A 14,053-nucleotide genomic window follows, 5' to 3' on the forward strand; every position below is an offset into this window, starting at 1 on the left:
CACAATAAACTGTACATATTATTTTCAGCGCTTAGGTCGTAGTGGCAATAAAACTGGAGCAAATAATAACAGAAGTAAAATGCGGAAGATGTATAAACAAACGGTCAGTGGAATTACCGTTAGTGTCGTGAAGTTAATACAACATGCTGAAGTAAAAAAATATTTATGCGCTATCAGTCCCTGTCAGCGAGCATGTTTTGTATTAATTACATTTATTAATAGCAGTGTAGAGCTTTCTCCCCATGAGCGGCATGCTTTTTCCTGTTGTGATAGCAATCATTTCTTTCCTGCCCTCAATACATATCACTAATCGTTCTGTTATGAAGTTTGATAAATACCTGGATCACGCGGCTATTGTAATTTTTTATCTGGTTGCTATAGCAGGCATGTTTTCCTGTGGCGGAAAAAATACATCTTCCAACGTGGAGTCGCCGGGAGGCGACAAGACCGCCAAGGACAGGACACTGGAGGCTGGCGCCGATCTCCTGCAGAATAAATCGCCTTTATCGAAAATAAATGTATACCTCGACGGCTTTCATTTCTACAATGGTAATATTAATGCGCAAATGGAAGCGCATCACTATGTGTCGCAAATTAATGAGGATCTGTACCAGGCGATCATGTACGATGGCAACGGGCCCGATGCCAAGATCATGGGTGTAGAATATATTGTTACTGAAAAGCTGTTTAAAACATTGCCTGAGGAGGAAAAGAAACTATGGCATTCACACCACCATGAGGTAAAATCGGGTACACTGATCGCTCCGGGTATACCCTTGGTGGCAGAACATGAATTGATGGAGAAACTGGTGTCTACCTACGGTAAAATAATTCATACCTGGCATACAGATCAGAACAGAACACTGCCGGTGGGTTCGCCCATGATCATGATGGGATTTACCAGGGATGGTCAACTGAAACAGGAATTGTTGGCCGACAGGGACAAGCGGTTTAATATCTCAACCGCCGAAAAGAAAAAGAACAGGGCCGATATTCCCGTACCGGCAATAGACCCTATGGCCAATGCCTGGGAAAAAGGCGATGTGCGGCAGTTGGTGATCACCGCGAATGCCGATAGTGCGCTTCACAAGCACCAGGGCGTAATGCAAAAAGAACCGCAATAAGGCGAATTGTATGCGGGGCCTTAAAGAGAATAAAAATAAAAAAGGATAGCGCCGCTATCCTTTTTTCTACCATCTATAATTGATACACTATTCTTCTTCTTCTTCCTCTTCGGTTTCCTGTTCTGCTTCCCAGTTGATATTACTTTCAGCAACGCCGGTCAGGATCTGGTCTGTTTCCTTTTCTTCCTGCAGGGTTTGCTCCAGTATGCTGGCTGCATCTTCATAGCCCAGGGTATTGGCAAACTCTACCAGGCTGCCATAGCTGGCGATTTCATAATGTTCTACCTTTTGGCACGACATAATAATTGCCGCGTCGCGGGTCATGCTGCCATCCTCTGTTTCTTCAACGGCAGATTCAGCTTCCCTGATAAGTCCTTCCATCGCTTCGCATTTTTTGCCCTGGGCCCTTTGTCCGACTATTTCAAATACTTCTTCCAGGCGGGAGATCTGTTCTTCCGTTTGGCCTATATGTTCTTCAATAGCTGATCTGAGCTCTTCTGTTGTAGATTTCTTCATCAGTTTAGGCAGCGCCTTCATAAGTGCTTTTTCTGCCCAATAAATATCTTTCAGGGAATGATAGAAAAACTTTTCGAGCTGACTGTTCCCTGCACCGGCTCCTTTTGATGGTGCTGCTTTTTTCTTGGCGCTTCTTGCAGGTTTAGATTTTGTTGTTGGCATGATATCGTTTTTTATTTGATTAAATAGTTATGTAATCCCCGATACAAAGCGCATGCCATGGGTGCTGTGCTTTAAAACGCTGCGGGGCGGTACCATGTATAGCCATATGCATTTAGCATAAAACGGCGCCTGCCTTCAAAGGAATAAATTTTGCATGTCTGATGATCACTTATGCACTGCGAACTCATATTATGGATAAAGAGGATATTCAATTAGACGATATTTACCGTATTTTATTTGGTAACGCTCCTGTATTGTTTTTGGTAGAGATCGTGATCAGGTCGATAATTACATACATTATACTGCTGGCGGTTATTAGGGGACTAGGTAAACGAATGAGTGGGCAACTCAGTTTTACCGAAATGGCGGTCATGCTGATGTTGGGCGCCATTGTATCATCGTCTATGCAAATACCCGAGCGCGGTATTCTTGAAGGTTGCTTCGTTCTTGCCCTGGTGCTGATAATACAACGGCTTATTACCTTGTACATGTTTAAAAACGACAGGCTGGAAGATAAAGTACTGGGACAAATGTACCTGTTGGTAAAGGACGGCATGCTGCAACCCCGGGAGCTGGCGCGCGAATATGTTTCCCGGAACCAGATCTTCGGCATTTTACGGTCAAAAAATGTTACCAACCTGGGCATGGTAAAAAGGTTATACCTTGAAACCAGTGGGGACTTTACCATGTACCTGTATGAGGATGAAAGGCCCGGGCTGTCGTTATTGCCAAGAGAAGACGAAGAACTGTTCAATGCCCAGCAGCTGGTGAATGACCAGAAGGTATGTAATATCTGTGGACAGATCTATGAGATCCGGCAGGTGCCCGATCAGTGTGAGAATTGCCAGAGCCGGGAGTTTGTTCAACCGGTTCAGGGAGATAGTTTAAACAAATAACGCAAGTTTCAGGACCATGGAAAAAGATCAGATCCATCTGGATGACTTTTACCGGATCTTCATAGGACAGGTGCCGCCCGAATTTTATATTGAACTGATCATAAGAACGATTTGTGTATACGCCATCATCATGTTCGGTATGAAGTATATGGGTAAACGCATTGCCGGCGAATTAAGCAGAAGTGAGCTGGCTGCCCTCTCAACACTGGCTGCAGCAACCGGCCTGGTGTTGCTTTCTCCCGAACGGGGGCTCATCTCGCCATTGATCGTGCTGGGTGTAATATACGTCATACGCTTATTGGTGATCAAAAAGAACTATTCCAGTAAACGTTTTGAAGAAGCCACGGAAGGGAAAAGAAGTACCCTCATAATGGATGGAGAAATGCAGTGGCAGGAAATGAAAAAAGCACGCATCAGCAAAGAACAGCTGATGGCGCAGTTACGTGCATTGGGTGTTGTGCACCTGGGTACAGTAAAGCGGTTTTGTATGGAAGCCAACGGCGGCTTTACCTTGACCAAAGAACCGAATCCGCGGCCCGGCCTGGCGGCCATACCCGACTGGGACATCGATTTTTTAAATGAGCTGACTTATGCAAAGGACGCGAAAGTATGCACCGGTTGCGGGCATCGGCAGCGTCAGGAAGAAGCTTATTGCCCGGTTTGCAAGAGTGTGTTATGGACGTGTCCCGTAACTGATAACAACAACGAATAATAACTTCCCCTTCGCTCACCATCGATATACAAACACTGAAAGCAAGCACATATTTTGCTGCAATTTGATAATTCTATCTTTTAATTTATTCATCATTAAAAATCGAGGAGTATGAAAAAGAGTTTTATCGGCAAACTGTGTGTGCTTGTTCTTGTGTTCTTTGCGGCTTGTGACAAAGATGATGATAAGGACAACAACCTGTCGAAGATTGACAGGAACTTTATTACCCAGGCATCTTACGCTAACAATGCGGAGATAGCGGCAGGGGCTGTGGCTGCCGCCAAAGGCAGTGATTCAGCAGTGCGGTCCTATGGGGCCCACATGGTAACGGAGCACACTACTGCTCAGGACGAGCTCAGAAACCTGGCCAGCAAATGGGGCATAGAAACACCGCTTACCCCTGATTCCATGCACATTGCCCTGGTGCAACGGATCAGTACCTTACAGGGGCTTGCATTCGATACCGCATATATGAAAAGCCAGGTGATGGACCACATAGTGGCCATTGAGCTCTTTCAACAGGAAGCAACTAATGGTGAGAACAGAAAGTTAAGAGCATATGCTAACAAATACCTGCCGCATGTGAGAATGCATAAGGTAAGGGCCGACAGTATTCTTGCCAGGCTTCAGTAAAACAAAAGCAACAATAAGGGAAGCGGTTGTTGCAATTGCTTCTCAATTTTGATTTTCAATCCGCGAAAGTTGCAGGCATGATTTTTTCATATTGTGACCATACTTGCTTCTCTCAGTTTTTTTAGCAGTCATACATAGAGGAAAAACAATATTTGGAAACCACCCGTGAAAGCCGGTTTCCAAACGGGTTATGTACAACGCCCAGGACTGCTTTCTTATACATTTATTTTTTTCCATAAAAAATATTAAAACGAATCATGTATGTTCTATCATGTAAAAGAATTACAATTCAATGCGCGGGTGTCTAAACCTGATCCGGCATTTGCTTCCCTGTTACTGGAGCAATTCGGTGGTGCGAATGGTGAGCTGGCAGCAGCTCTCCGCTATTTTGGCCAGGCATTTGGCGCCAGGAAACCTTTTCCTGACAAGTATGATGTATTGATGGATATCGCCACTGAAGAATTCAGTCACCTGGAGATCGTAGGCGCTACTATTCAAATGCTGCTTACCGGTATAAACGGTGATCTGAAAAACGCAGCAGAAAGAGCGGAGATCATGCGTTTGCTGGATGGCAAAGGCGCCAAGGAACAAATGATCCATGAAAGTATGGTGGCGCCACAATTCCTCGTAGGCAGCGCCGGCACACCTGCTTTCACCAATTCACAAGGTGTTCCATGGACAGCAGCCTATATCAATGGCGATTGCACGGGCGACCTTACAGCCGACCTGCGCAGTGATATTGCAGCGGAATCGCGCGCCAAAATGGTGTACGAGTACCTGTTGCAATTCACTGATGATCCTTACGTAAAAGAAACACTCAATTTCTTAATGACCCGGGAAGTCGCGCACTTCCAGATGTTTGAAGCTGCGTTGGAAAGCATTAAACCGAATTTCCCGCCGGGTGTGTTACAGAGCGACCCACGCTACAGCAACCTGTATTTTAATATGTCTACGGGTAATGATTTTTCAGGCCCGTGGAATAGCGGTGAAACAAGTGAGATGCGGGAAACTTATCAATACATTGAAGACCCGATAAGATATGTAATGGAATCACATGGCCTCAGCGGACAGATGCCACAAGGTACACACCGCACCATGGAAACCGTGGAGCAGCTCGATCGTGACATGAGCCAGTTGCGCAGCAGGGAGATCAACATGGCAGCACCGGTAGACCAGGAACAGGAATGGAATACACCTGCAGGTGGAATGACAAGTACAGAAAGAGATACTATATAATACTATGAGAAGTTGTAGCCAGGAAAATACCACTCCGGAAATACAAAGCGGGTCTGTTATAGACATCGTTTACTATACCGATCCGCTTTGTTGCTGGAGCTGGGCATTGGAACCCCAGTTAGAACGATTGGAAAAAGATTGGCCCGGCACCATAAACTGGCGCTATTGTATGGGCGGATTATTGCCGGGATGGCAGCATTATTTTGACCAACAGAACAGCATTCAACGGCCTGCACAAATGGGGCCGCTGTGGATGCATGCGAGTGAAGTGATGGAGGTGCCTATAGCGCACCGTATTTGGGTGGATGACCCGCCGGCATCCTCCTATCCTGCGTGCATAGCCGTTAAATGTGCCGCATTGCAATCAGCAGAAGCAGGCAGGTTGTACCTGTATCATGTACGGAAAGCCGTTATGTTCCATTCATTGAATATTGCACGGCCCGAAGTATTACTGCAGGTGGCCCGCTGTATAGCCGTTATGAATAAACAATTTTCTTTTGAACAATTTGAAGAGGATATGAAAACTGACCGCGGCCTGGAAGCCTTTCGGAAGGATCTTCAGGAGGTAAAATACCGCGGCATCAATCGCTTTCCCACTTTGCTCATTAAACGGCCTGCAGCACCTGGCGGTTTACTCGTGACTGGTTTCAGACCAGCCGAGACGTTGCTACACATTGTCAACGAAGCAAATGGAAAATAATATGTATGGAACAGATAATATCTATTGAATTCAACTTTAAAGAAAAGACCTATTTCGCGCTTGTGCGCATTAAAGAAAAAAACGCTCATAACGAATACCATATCACCATTATGAACGGGGCGCTGGAACAAAAGTTATACGGCAATCATATTTTCATTGAGGAAGGAGGCAGGTTTATCATAGACCCTGTTCCTGAGAAGGAGTGCGGCCGCTTGCGGCTGGCGGTTGGATTGGCCTTGTGTAAACATTTTAATAAACCGTATTATTCAACCGGTAAGATGGTATAAATCGGAACATTTCAGAGAAGGTCGATGGTTTCATGTTATCTGCCGCAATCAATTGGTGAGGGCGGCAGATTTTTATTTGTAACAGGCCGTTCCGCCCGCCAGCGGCGTCAGGGGATATAACTGATCGCCTCCAATAAAGATACTACCATTTGGGGCGTGTACACATTGAACCTGGCGACAGAACTATCGATGCCTACTTTGATCGTATAGGTATTGGCCACGCCTGAAAGCGCCCTGAACATGTCTTCATCTGTGTAATCATCGCCAATGCCCAGGATAAAATCGTAATCGTCTTTATTGAACAATTTAACGATGGCGTTGCCTTTATCGATGCCTTTATGCTTTATTTCAACTATTTTATTGCCCCTGAAGACCTGTAAATTCTTGGTAAGCGCAAAATGGCTCAGGTGCTCATACAGTTTTTCAGCCTGCTGTTTAACCTGTTCACTGGTGGCCTGGCGGTAATGCCATACCATGGAATATTCCTTTTCTTCAATAAAGGTAAACTCAGTGGTAAGCACAAACAGCTGCATAATTTCTTTGGCGCCTTCCTTCCAGCTGCTGTCTGCCTGCGATTCTTTCTTCCATGCCTGCTGCCGTAATTTATAGCAGGCCCCGTGTTCGGCAATAATATTAATATCCAACGCTGCAAACCAGTTCTCGAACCATTGATAATTCCTGCCGCTTACGAGGCAGATATCGTTTTTTGTTGTATTAAGCCGGTTCAGCGTTTCAATTAAATTGTGTCCCGGCGTAGCTTCTGACGGATTTGGGAAAAATGGCACCAGGGTACCATCGTAATCAAGCAGGATCAACCTTCTGTTAGCTGCACTATATTTCTTCAGGAGGTCAAATTTTATATTATAATCAAGAAATTCCACGTACGCCTTTTGGGTAAAAGTAAAATGTTAATGCATGCGAACAATTAAAACTGCATTAGAAATCAATTAAGTGTTTTATATTAGTAGATAATTGTCCGAACTTATTAATCCTGACGCACTTGTATTAGAAGGCCATTAGAAATGGCCCGTGCCCGCTTCCCTTGGTTATTTCAGGTAACTTTGATCTGTTGACTCATCACTGCTTATTGTTGAACATAGTTGGGCCTGGTGACTATGTCATGTATTGTTCAGTCATAAAATAGTGTATGAAAATTAATTTAGCTTTAATTGCCTCGATCATCATCGGTATTGGTTTGGTTGCTTTTATTTTCACTGCCTTTCAAATTTCAAGCGACCGCGAGCAACTGAAAAATGACCTTGAGAACAAAACGGCTCAGGTTGCCGATGACTTCTATAAAACGTATTTTATTGACCTGGATAGCGGCTTTGGCCTGGATACTACAAAAATTACAGACAGCATCCTCGAACAGTACCGGTTTACCGGCATCAAAATTTATTTCAACCGGGATAGTATTATTTCTATCAGGGATTCGGCCGGTCCGTTGCCGGAATCCTCGCTCGATTTCATTGCCCGCGCCATATCTGCGGATTCATCGATGGGCCGGCTCGTAAAAATAAATGGGCACAGGACCTACGAATTCGTCAGGTTGATCAGGAGGATCGATCTGCCTGCCGCCGCAGTAGTTTATTATACAGATGCAGAATACATCGAAAACATCCTGAACAGTATCTGGTTCCGTAATTTCTGGCGCTGGTTCTTCCAGGCGCTGGTCATCTCTGTGGTGACCCTTTTAATTGTACGTTGGGGCATATTATCCCCCATCAACAAGGTTATTGAGTGGGCAAGGGCTGCCCGTTCCGGCAACCTGGAAATGCTGCAGAAACGCCCTGCCGTGCCTTTTCTGGAACCCTTGTATAGAGAGATCACCGGCATTGCAAAAGCCATGCAGGAAGCCAAGGCGGTGGCGCAGGAAGAGGCCAGGCTGCGCACAACGGCCGAATCGGTATGGACACCCGAAAGACTGAATGAAGAAATGAAGGTGTTGTTGCAGAACAAAATGATGGTGGTGGTATCTAACCGGGAGCCATATATGCACATCAGGGTTGGTAAAGAGATCCAATGTATAGTGCCGGCGAGTGGAATGGTTACTGCCATGGAGCCCATTTTAAAAGCCTGTGGTGGTTTATGGATCGCTTCCGGCAGCGGAGATGCCGACCGCGAAACTGTTGATAAATATGATAAGGTGTCTGTTCCGCCTTATGAAAATAAATATACCTTAAGACGGGTATGGTTGACCAAAGAGCAGGAAGACCATTTTTATTATGGTTTTTCCAACGAAGGATTATGGCCGCTTTGCCATATTGCGCATACCCGGCCTGTATTCCGTAAGGTTGACTGGGATTATTATACCGAGGTAAATCAACTGTATGCAAAGGCAGTGCTCGAAGAAATAAAGAACGAAGAAGAACCTTTTATCCTGGTGCAGGATTATCATTTTGCCCTTTTGCCTGCGTTCATAAAAAAAGAGCGGCCCGATGCGAAAGTGGCCATCTTCTGGCATATTCCGTGGCCTAATCCAGAATCATTTGGCATCTGCCCGTGGCAAAAAGAGTTGTTGAATGGAATGCTGGGCGCCGACCTCATCGGTTTCCATACCCAGTATCATTGTAACAATTTCCTGGAAACGGTTAATAATGCGCTTGAATCACGGGTGATCTGGGAAAGTTTTTCTGTTAAGATGGCCAATCATTTCACGATGGTTAAGCCATTTCCCATCAGCATTGCCTTTACCCTGAAAGATTATGAAACAAGATCCACCACGCGACTGACACCTGCAGAGATCCTGAAGCAACATGGTATTAATGGCGAATTCATGTGTATCGGCGTGGAAAGGATCGACTATACAAAGGGCCTGATCGAAAAGTTCCTGGCCATTGAACGATTCCTGGATAAATATCCCCATTACCAGGGAAAATTTACGCTGGTGCAGATAGGGGCGGTGAGCCGTTCGTTGTTAAAGACCTATGCCGATACGGTAAGTGCGGTTGAGAATGAAGTGAACCGGATCAACTGGAAATTCAAGACCAAGAACTGGCAACCCATATTATTCCTGAAACGGCACCACAGCCATGAGGAAATAATGCCGTATTATAAGTCGGCCAATCTTTGTATGGTAACCTCGCTGCACGACGGTATGAACCTGGTGGCCAAGGAATTCATTGCTTCCCGCGATCAAAACGACGGCGTGCTGATCCTGAGCCGGTTTGCAGGCGCTTCCCATGAATTACCCGGGGCATTTATCGTTAATCCGTACGATACAGAACAAACCGCCGATTCCATTAAGCTGGCACTGGAAATGCCTAAAGAGCAGCAGTTGCAAAAAATGAAGCAGATGCGCAGGATGATCATGAATCATAACGTATATGCATGGGCTTCGGGGATCTTAAGAACGATGGCTTCTATTCAGAATTAGCGAGCGGCAAGTGGCTAGTAGCTAGTGGGAAATATACGGGAATAGTAACAATGATAAATCAGACTGTTAGTGATTTGTTGTGAGGTAATGAATCGAAACCCTGCTAGCTTCGTTTCAATATTGGCTGCATATATTTTACTGTATCCTGGCTGATCATGGCTATATACTGACCGGCGGAAATGTGCGCCCAGTTATTGATGGCGATCTGGTTCCTGCCTTCCTGTACATACACCGGTTGCTGCTTTACCAGCCGGCCCGTGTAATCTGCTAATTGTAACAGGGCCATACCGCTGCGGGCTGCATTAAAATGTATGTTTATAGTGTTGTGAAAGATCGATGGGAATACTTTAAAGGCGGGTTGGTTATTCGAATTGTTATTCGTTCTGCCGGAAGGTATTACCCGTGTGCCCAGCACGGAATTGGGGTACGTGAACTTTTTAAAATAGATACTGCGTAACCGTTGATCTGAGGTGCTGTTGTCTTTGTTATCAGCGCCAACGCGTACTACGATGGAGCTGACGCCGGCATTTACTACAGAGAACATACAGTCTTTGGCGATCGTATCAACCCCGTTGTAGGTAACGCCGCCTATATTAGTGCCCACCACCCGGTTGGCGGCGGGAAACGTAAGCGCAATGGCCGAACCCGTCATATTATAATCTACATAGCTGCTGCCGGACAGAAAAATTTCATCAAACTCATAAATATCTCCTGCGATACCGTCGATATCGATCGGTGTAATGGGCACTTCTGTTTGAACCATCGGGATAGTCGTACCGGCCGTAACGAACTGAATATTGAACTCGGCATACCCCCTGGATCTTGCCGGTAAGGTAATGATGGGTTGAAATGCTTCATCGAAACCGGAAGAACTGCCATCGAGGGCATTCAGGATGAGGCCGCCTGTAATGGCTGTGATGGTAACGAGGGCATCCGTGCCGGTTTGAACAGTGGGAAAACGGTACTGCGCGCCTACCTGCCGGTCGGTTCCTGAGATCTTTGATGCATTGCGGAACCTGTACCTGGCTTGTGCGTTAACACTGATGGAAAAAAAGAGGAAAAGCAACTGTAAAAATACAGTGAGCATAATAATGTGGGTACCATTCGTTTTCATAGTTTATGGTTAGGGTTACATAATTAGGTTACGAATGGCGTTCGGGTACTTGATATAATGGTGCATAACAGGAATATTGGAGGTTCTGGGTCTTTCAACCTTGAAAATAGTAACAGCAGTGCAGGGGTAAAAATGAAGTGATCTTAAAGAATGTGTTTTATAAGGAACTACTTATTGTAAGGGGTTAGTTCCATTAACAGATGATTGACTGCCGCCGGCGCAGCTGAATGATTGACGTGGATCAACAGATGAGTAAGCGGTCAAATTTTTTTTGCAGAAAGGATGAATTGTATTAATTTAACATTAATAGGATAAGGTTTAATGGTTAATGGTATTTGATTAGTGGACCTCCCCCCGCGGGGAGGTTTTTTTATGATCAACGCCGAACGCGCAACGCAAAGCGCTCAACGCGCAACGCTTAACGCTTAACGCTTAACGCGAAGCATCCACATCGGATTTGTATTTAGCGTTCGGCGTTTTGCGTTCAGCGTTCAGCGTCTCCCGGTTTTTTAAATCGTTTGTATAAGAACAGCTGCCATTTTTCTTCGGCCACACCAGCTTTATCCATTTCTGCTCTTGCCAGCGTGAAGAACAGGTCAGACAGGCGATTGATATAAGCCGGAATAGCTTCGTGTACTGTATCTTCTTTCAGCAAGCTTACCAGCGTTCTTTCGCCGCGGCGAATTTGCGTGCGCACCACATGGCACAAAGCCGAGATCTCGTTGCCGCCCGGTAATAAAAAATAATCAGAAGGAGAGGTCATCGCATTTTCCAGCGCATCGATCCATGCTTCGCAAAAAGCAGCGCCGTCTTCCGGCATGGGATTCGTGTTGATCTTTTTGGTATCGGAAGGCCGGGCCAGGTGCGACATCATATCCATCATGTCTTTTTGAATTTTGTGCAGGTTGGCCTGCCATTCATGCTCATTGCCGAGTTTCGCCCGCAGCAGTCCGATCGTTGAATTGGCCTCATCCAACGTGCCGATGCATTCTACGCGAATGTCATCTTTATATACCCGTTTACCGCCGAATAAGCCGGTGGTGCCTTTGTCGCCTTTTTTGGTGTAGATCTTCATAAGCTAAAATGTGATGGTGTAACGAATGTTGATATTGCGTCCGGGTAAATTGAACCCGCGTTTTTCATAATAGTTCTCGTCGGTAATGTTATTGACAAACAAGCCAAGCGTATGTTTGTAATTGTAGGTGTAGCCGGCATAAAAGTCAACTACCATGAATTCCGGATAAATAATTTCCGGCGTGCGCGGATCGTTGAAGTCGGTATCCTTGCGGTGGCCGGCATAACGTCCGTTCAATCGCAGGTCGAAGCCTTTGCGGTTGTTATATTCCATGCCGTAGCTGGCTGTAAAGCCGGCAATATTGTAAATGTCTTTTTTCGTTTCTGTGCCATCGGCGGCAATGGTTATTTCTTTCGCCGTAAATGTTTTGGTGGCATTGATGAACGCCCGTAATGCATAGCGGTTGTTTTGCAGGGCGCCAAGATCATAAGAGAGTTCAGCTTCCAGTCCGTTTATTTCCCCTTTGTTGGCATTGATGTAGGTAGTGCGGGTGCTGATGGCATAACCGCTGGCCGTTGTGTCGGGTGTTGCAGGTGTTGTTCTTAACGTAGTAATGCGATCTTTTACGCGGGTGCTGAAATAAGTGAGATCAACCATAAAGCCTGAACCGCTTTGCTGAAAACGGATGCCGGCGTCCCAACTGGTGCTGTTCTCGTTCTTCAGGTTGGGGTTGCCCTGGGTTACACTGGCCTTGTTGCCGTTGATATTTTCTGAGTAGCCCGCCACATTATACGCATCGGGCGTTACATAGGCCCGCCCAATGGTGGCATGCACGGTGAGCGGTTTCAGCAGCGCGTACTGTGCGGCAATGCTTGGACTGAAAAAAGGATTGCTTTCCTTACCCGGTGCGTAGGTATCGAGATAAGGCGTTTTCTTTACATCATACGTGATGATGTCGTAACGAACGCCTGGATTAACGATCAGTTTATCATGCAGGAAATGTAATTGTCCCTGTACGTAAGCGCCCGTAAATACCAGGTCGTAATTGGGCGAAAAAGGCGCTTTTTCCGTACGGTTGGGGTTGTAAGACCTGGAAGTGGTCGCCGACCGGTTATGATCTATACCTACGATCACCGTATGGCTGTTCAGTTTGATCACGTCTTTTAATTGAAGCCCCAGCCAGTCTGCCTGGCTTTCAAAAGAGAGATAGGGGACTATGAGGTTGCCGCCCGACAGCAGCGTGTTGTTGTAGTTGTTTTCACTGGCGGCATATCCTTTGGCGCTCACTTCGTGTTTGTCCAAATTGCCGCTAATGCTGAATTCTCCATTGTACCGTTCCAGGTCTTTCGTGCTGGGTTGTGCATTGCCGAAGAAGAGATCGCTGGGCGATTCTACATTTTTCGCTATAAAGCGGTCGGCTTTTGCATTCAATTTCCAGTTTTTGGTGAGTTGGTAACCTGCGCGAATGCTGCCGGTATTATAGTTCAACCGGGTGTATTCACGGCGTAAACCATCTGAACGTTTATCATCATTCTCTATGGGCCCGTCGGTATAATTAGCAGTGTAGGTGTCTGCATCCAGCAGCTTTCTGAACACATTCCCATCGCCCAGTTTCATATTTTTATTACGATCGAAGGTGGTAAAGGAGAGGTCGTAATCCAGCTTTTTAGTAATGTTACCGCCCGATGTAATGGTGCCTCTGAAAGTTTCGTAAGAGCCGTATTCAGCAGAAACGGAACTGCGGATAGCGCCGGCCGATTGACGGGTGATCACATTTACCACACCGCCCATGGCCTGTGAGCCATATAATGCAGAAGCAGGGCCTTTCAGCACTTCAATACGTTCAATATCTGAAGGGTTGATAGTGGCTATGCTGGTAGTGCCGGCAGGCCGGCCATCGATGAGGATAAGCGCCCGCTGATTCAATCCATTCGATTGCGGGCGGAACCCGCGAATGCCGACACCTGCCAGTAAGCCGGGGTATTGTACAATGTTTACGCTGGCATGTTTTTTCAACAGGTCGGTAAATTCCTGTCCGCTCGTGCGCTCGATATCCTTGCGCCCAATAACGGTAACGCTTTGCGGTGTTTTATTGCGTTGAACTTCGGTGCGGGTGGCTGTTACCACCACCTGACCCAGCGTTTGTTGTTTAGCCGTGTCGGCTGGCGCTTCCTGCGCCATGGCAGTAGCGGCAGCCAGCGTGGTGCTGACCAGTAAAATGTGCTTCATGTTCAATTTGCTTATATCATGTAGTTAGTGAATGCGTGTGCCGCACTTTCCTG

13 protein-coding genes are annotated in these 14,053 nt (G+C 46.2%); 8 read left to right on the forward strand and 5 right to left on the reverse strand.

The window, feature by feature from the left end; all coding sequences use genetic code 11:
- Positions 1-320 precede the first annotated feature (320 nt).
- Complete coding sequence (locus JUB15_RS18180; protein WP_207513922.1) at positions 321-1,124, forward strand: OBAP family protein; 804 nt, start codon at positions 321-323, stop codon at positions 1,122-1,124.
- Positions 1,125-1,211: 87 nt separating this feature from the next.
- On the opposite strand, the gene JUB15_RS18185 is transcribed toward JUB15_RS18180, so the two are convergent.
- Positions 1,212-1,802 carry a YciE/YciF ferroxidase family protein gene (locus JUB15_RS18185; protein WP_207513923.1) on the reverse strand — a complete coding sequence of 197 codons (591 nt, stop codon included), beginning with the start codon at positions 1,800-1,802 and terminating at the stop codon, positions 1,212-1,214.
- A 161-nt stretch (positions 1,803-1,963) separates the two neighbouring features.
- Between JUB15_RS18185 and JUB15_RS18190 the strand changes: the two genes are divergently transcribed.
- The 6 genes from JUB15_RS18190 (at position 1,964) to JUB15_RS18215 (ending at position 6,266) form a co-directional block, all read left to right on the forward strand.
- Complete coding sequence (locus JUB15_RS18190) at positions 1,964-2,698, forward strand: DUF421 domain-containing protein (RefSeq protein WP_207513924.1); 735 nt, start codon at positions 1,964-1,966, stop codon at positions 2,696-2,698.
- A 16-nt stretch (positions 2,699-2,714) separates the two neighbouring features.
- Positions 2,715-3,410 (forward strand): DUF421 domain-containing protein, encoded by a 696-nt coding sequence (locus JUB15_RS18195; protein ID WP_207513925.1) that lies wholly within the window; start codon positions 2,715-2,717, stop codon positions 3,408-3,410.
- Between the two features lie 111 nt (positions 3,411-3,521).
- Positions 3,522-4,043, forward strand: coding sequence for a DUF4142 domain-containing protein (locus JUB15_RS18200; RefSeq protein ID WP_207513926.1), 522 nt, complete (start codon positions 3,522-3,524; stop codon positions 4,041-4,043).
- Positions 4,044-4,304: 261 nt separating this feature from the next.
- The gene (locus tag JUB15_RS18205) at positions 4,305-5,279 is read left to right on the forward strand and encodes a manganese catalase family protein (RefSeq protein WP_207513927.1); all 975 of its coding nucleotides are present in this window, start codon (positions 4,305-4,307) and stop codon (positions 5,277-5,279) included.
- Positions 5,280-5,283: 4 nt separating this feature from the next.
- Positions 5,284-5,979, forward strand: coding sequence for a DsbA family oxidoreductase (locus tag JUB15_RS18210; protein WP_207513928.1), 696 nt, complete (start codon positions 5,284-5,286; stop codon positions 5,977-5,979).
- A gap of 5 nt (positions 5,980-5,984) precedes the next feature.
- Positions 5,985-6,266 (forward strand): hypothetical protein, encoded by a 282-nt coding sequence (locus JUB15_RS18215; RefSeq protein WP_207513929.1) that lies wholly within the window; start codon positions 5,985-5,987, stop codon positions 6,264-6,266.
- 107 nt (positions 6,267-6,373) lie between these two features.
- On the opposite strand, the gene otsB is transcribed toward JUB15_RS18215, so the two are convergent.
- The gene (gene otsB / locus JUB15_RS18220; RefSeq protein WP_207513930.1) at positions 6,374-7,147 is read right to left on the reverse strand and encodes a trehalose-phosphatase; all 774 of its coding nucleotides are present in this window, start codon (positions 7,145-7,147) and stop codon (positions 6,374-6,376) included.
- Between the two features lie 266 nt (positions 7,148-7,413).
- On the opposite strand from otsB, the gene JUB15_RS18225 reads away from it, so the two are divergent.
- Entirely contained in the window at positions 7,414-9,642 is a 2,229-nt protein-coding gene (locus JUB15_RS18225; protein WP_207513931.1) for an alpha,alpha-trehalose-phosphate synthase (UDP-forming), read from the forward strand.
- Between the two features lie 103 nt (positions 9,643-9,745).
- Here JUB15_RS18225 and JUB15_RS18230 read toward each other — a convergent pair whose 3' ends face one another.
- From JUB15_RS18230 to JUB15_RS18240, 3 genes are all read right to left on the reverse strand, one after another.
- A complete protein-coding gene (locus tag JUB15_RS18230; RefSeq protein ID WP_207513932.1) occupies positions 9,746-10,756 on the reverse strand; it encodes a T9SS type A sorting domain-containing protein in 1,011 nt (336 codons plus the stop codon).
- Positions 10,757-11,240: 484 nt separating this feature from the next.
- Positions 11,241-11,831 carry a cob(I)yrinic acid a,c-diamide adenosyltransferase gene (locus JUB15_RS18235; protein ID WP_207513933.1) on the reverse strand — a complete coding sequence of 197 codons (591 nt, stop codon included), beginning with the start codon at positions 11,829-11,831 and terminating at the stop codon, positions 11,241-11,243.
- Positions 11,832-11,834: 3 nt separating this feature from the next.
- The gene (locus JUB15_RS18240) at positions 11,835-14,000 is read right to left on the reverse strand and encodes a TonB-dependent receptor (protein WP_207513934.1); all 2,166 of its coding nucleotides are present in this window, start codon (positions 13,998-14,000) and stop codon (positions 11,835-11,837) included.
- Between the last annotated feature and the right edge of the window lie 53 nt (positions 14,001-14,053).

The sequence above is a fragment of the Longitalea luteola genome (assembly GCF_017356035.1).
Lineage (GTDB): Bacteria > Bacteroidota > Bacteroidia > Chitinophagales > Chitinophagaceae > Niastella > Niastella luteola.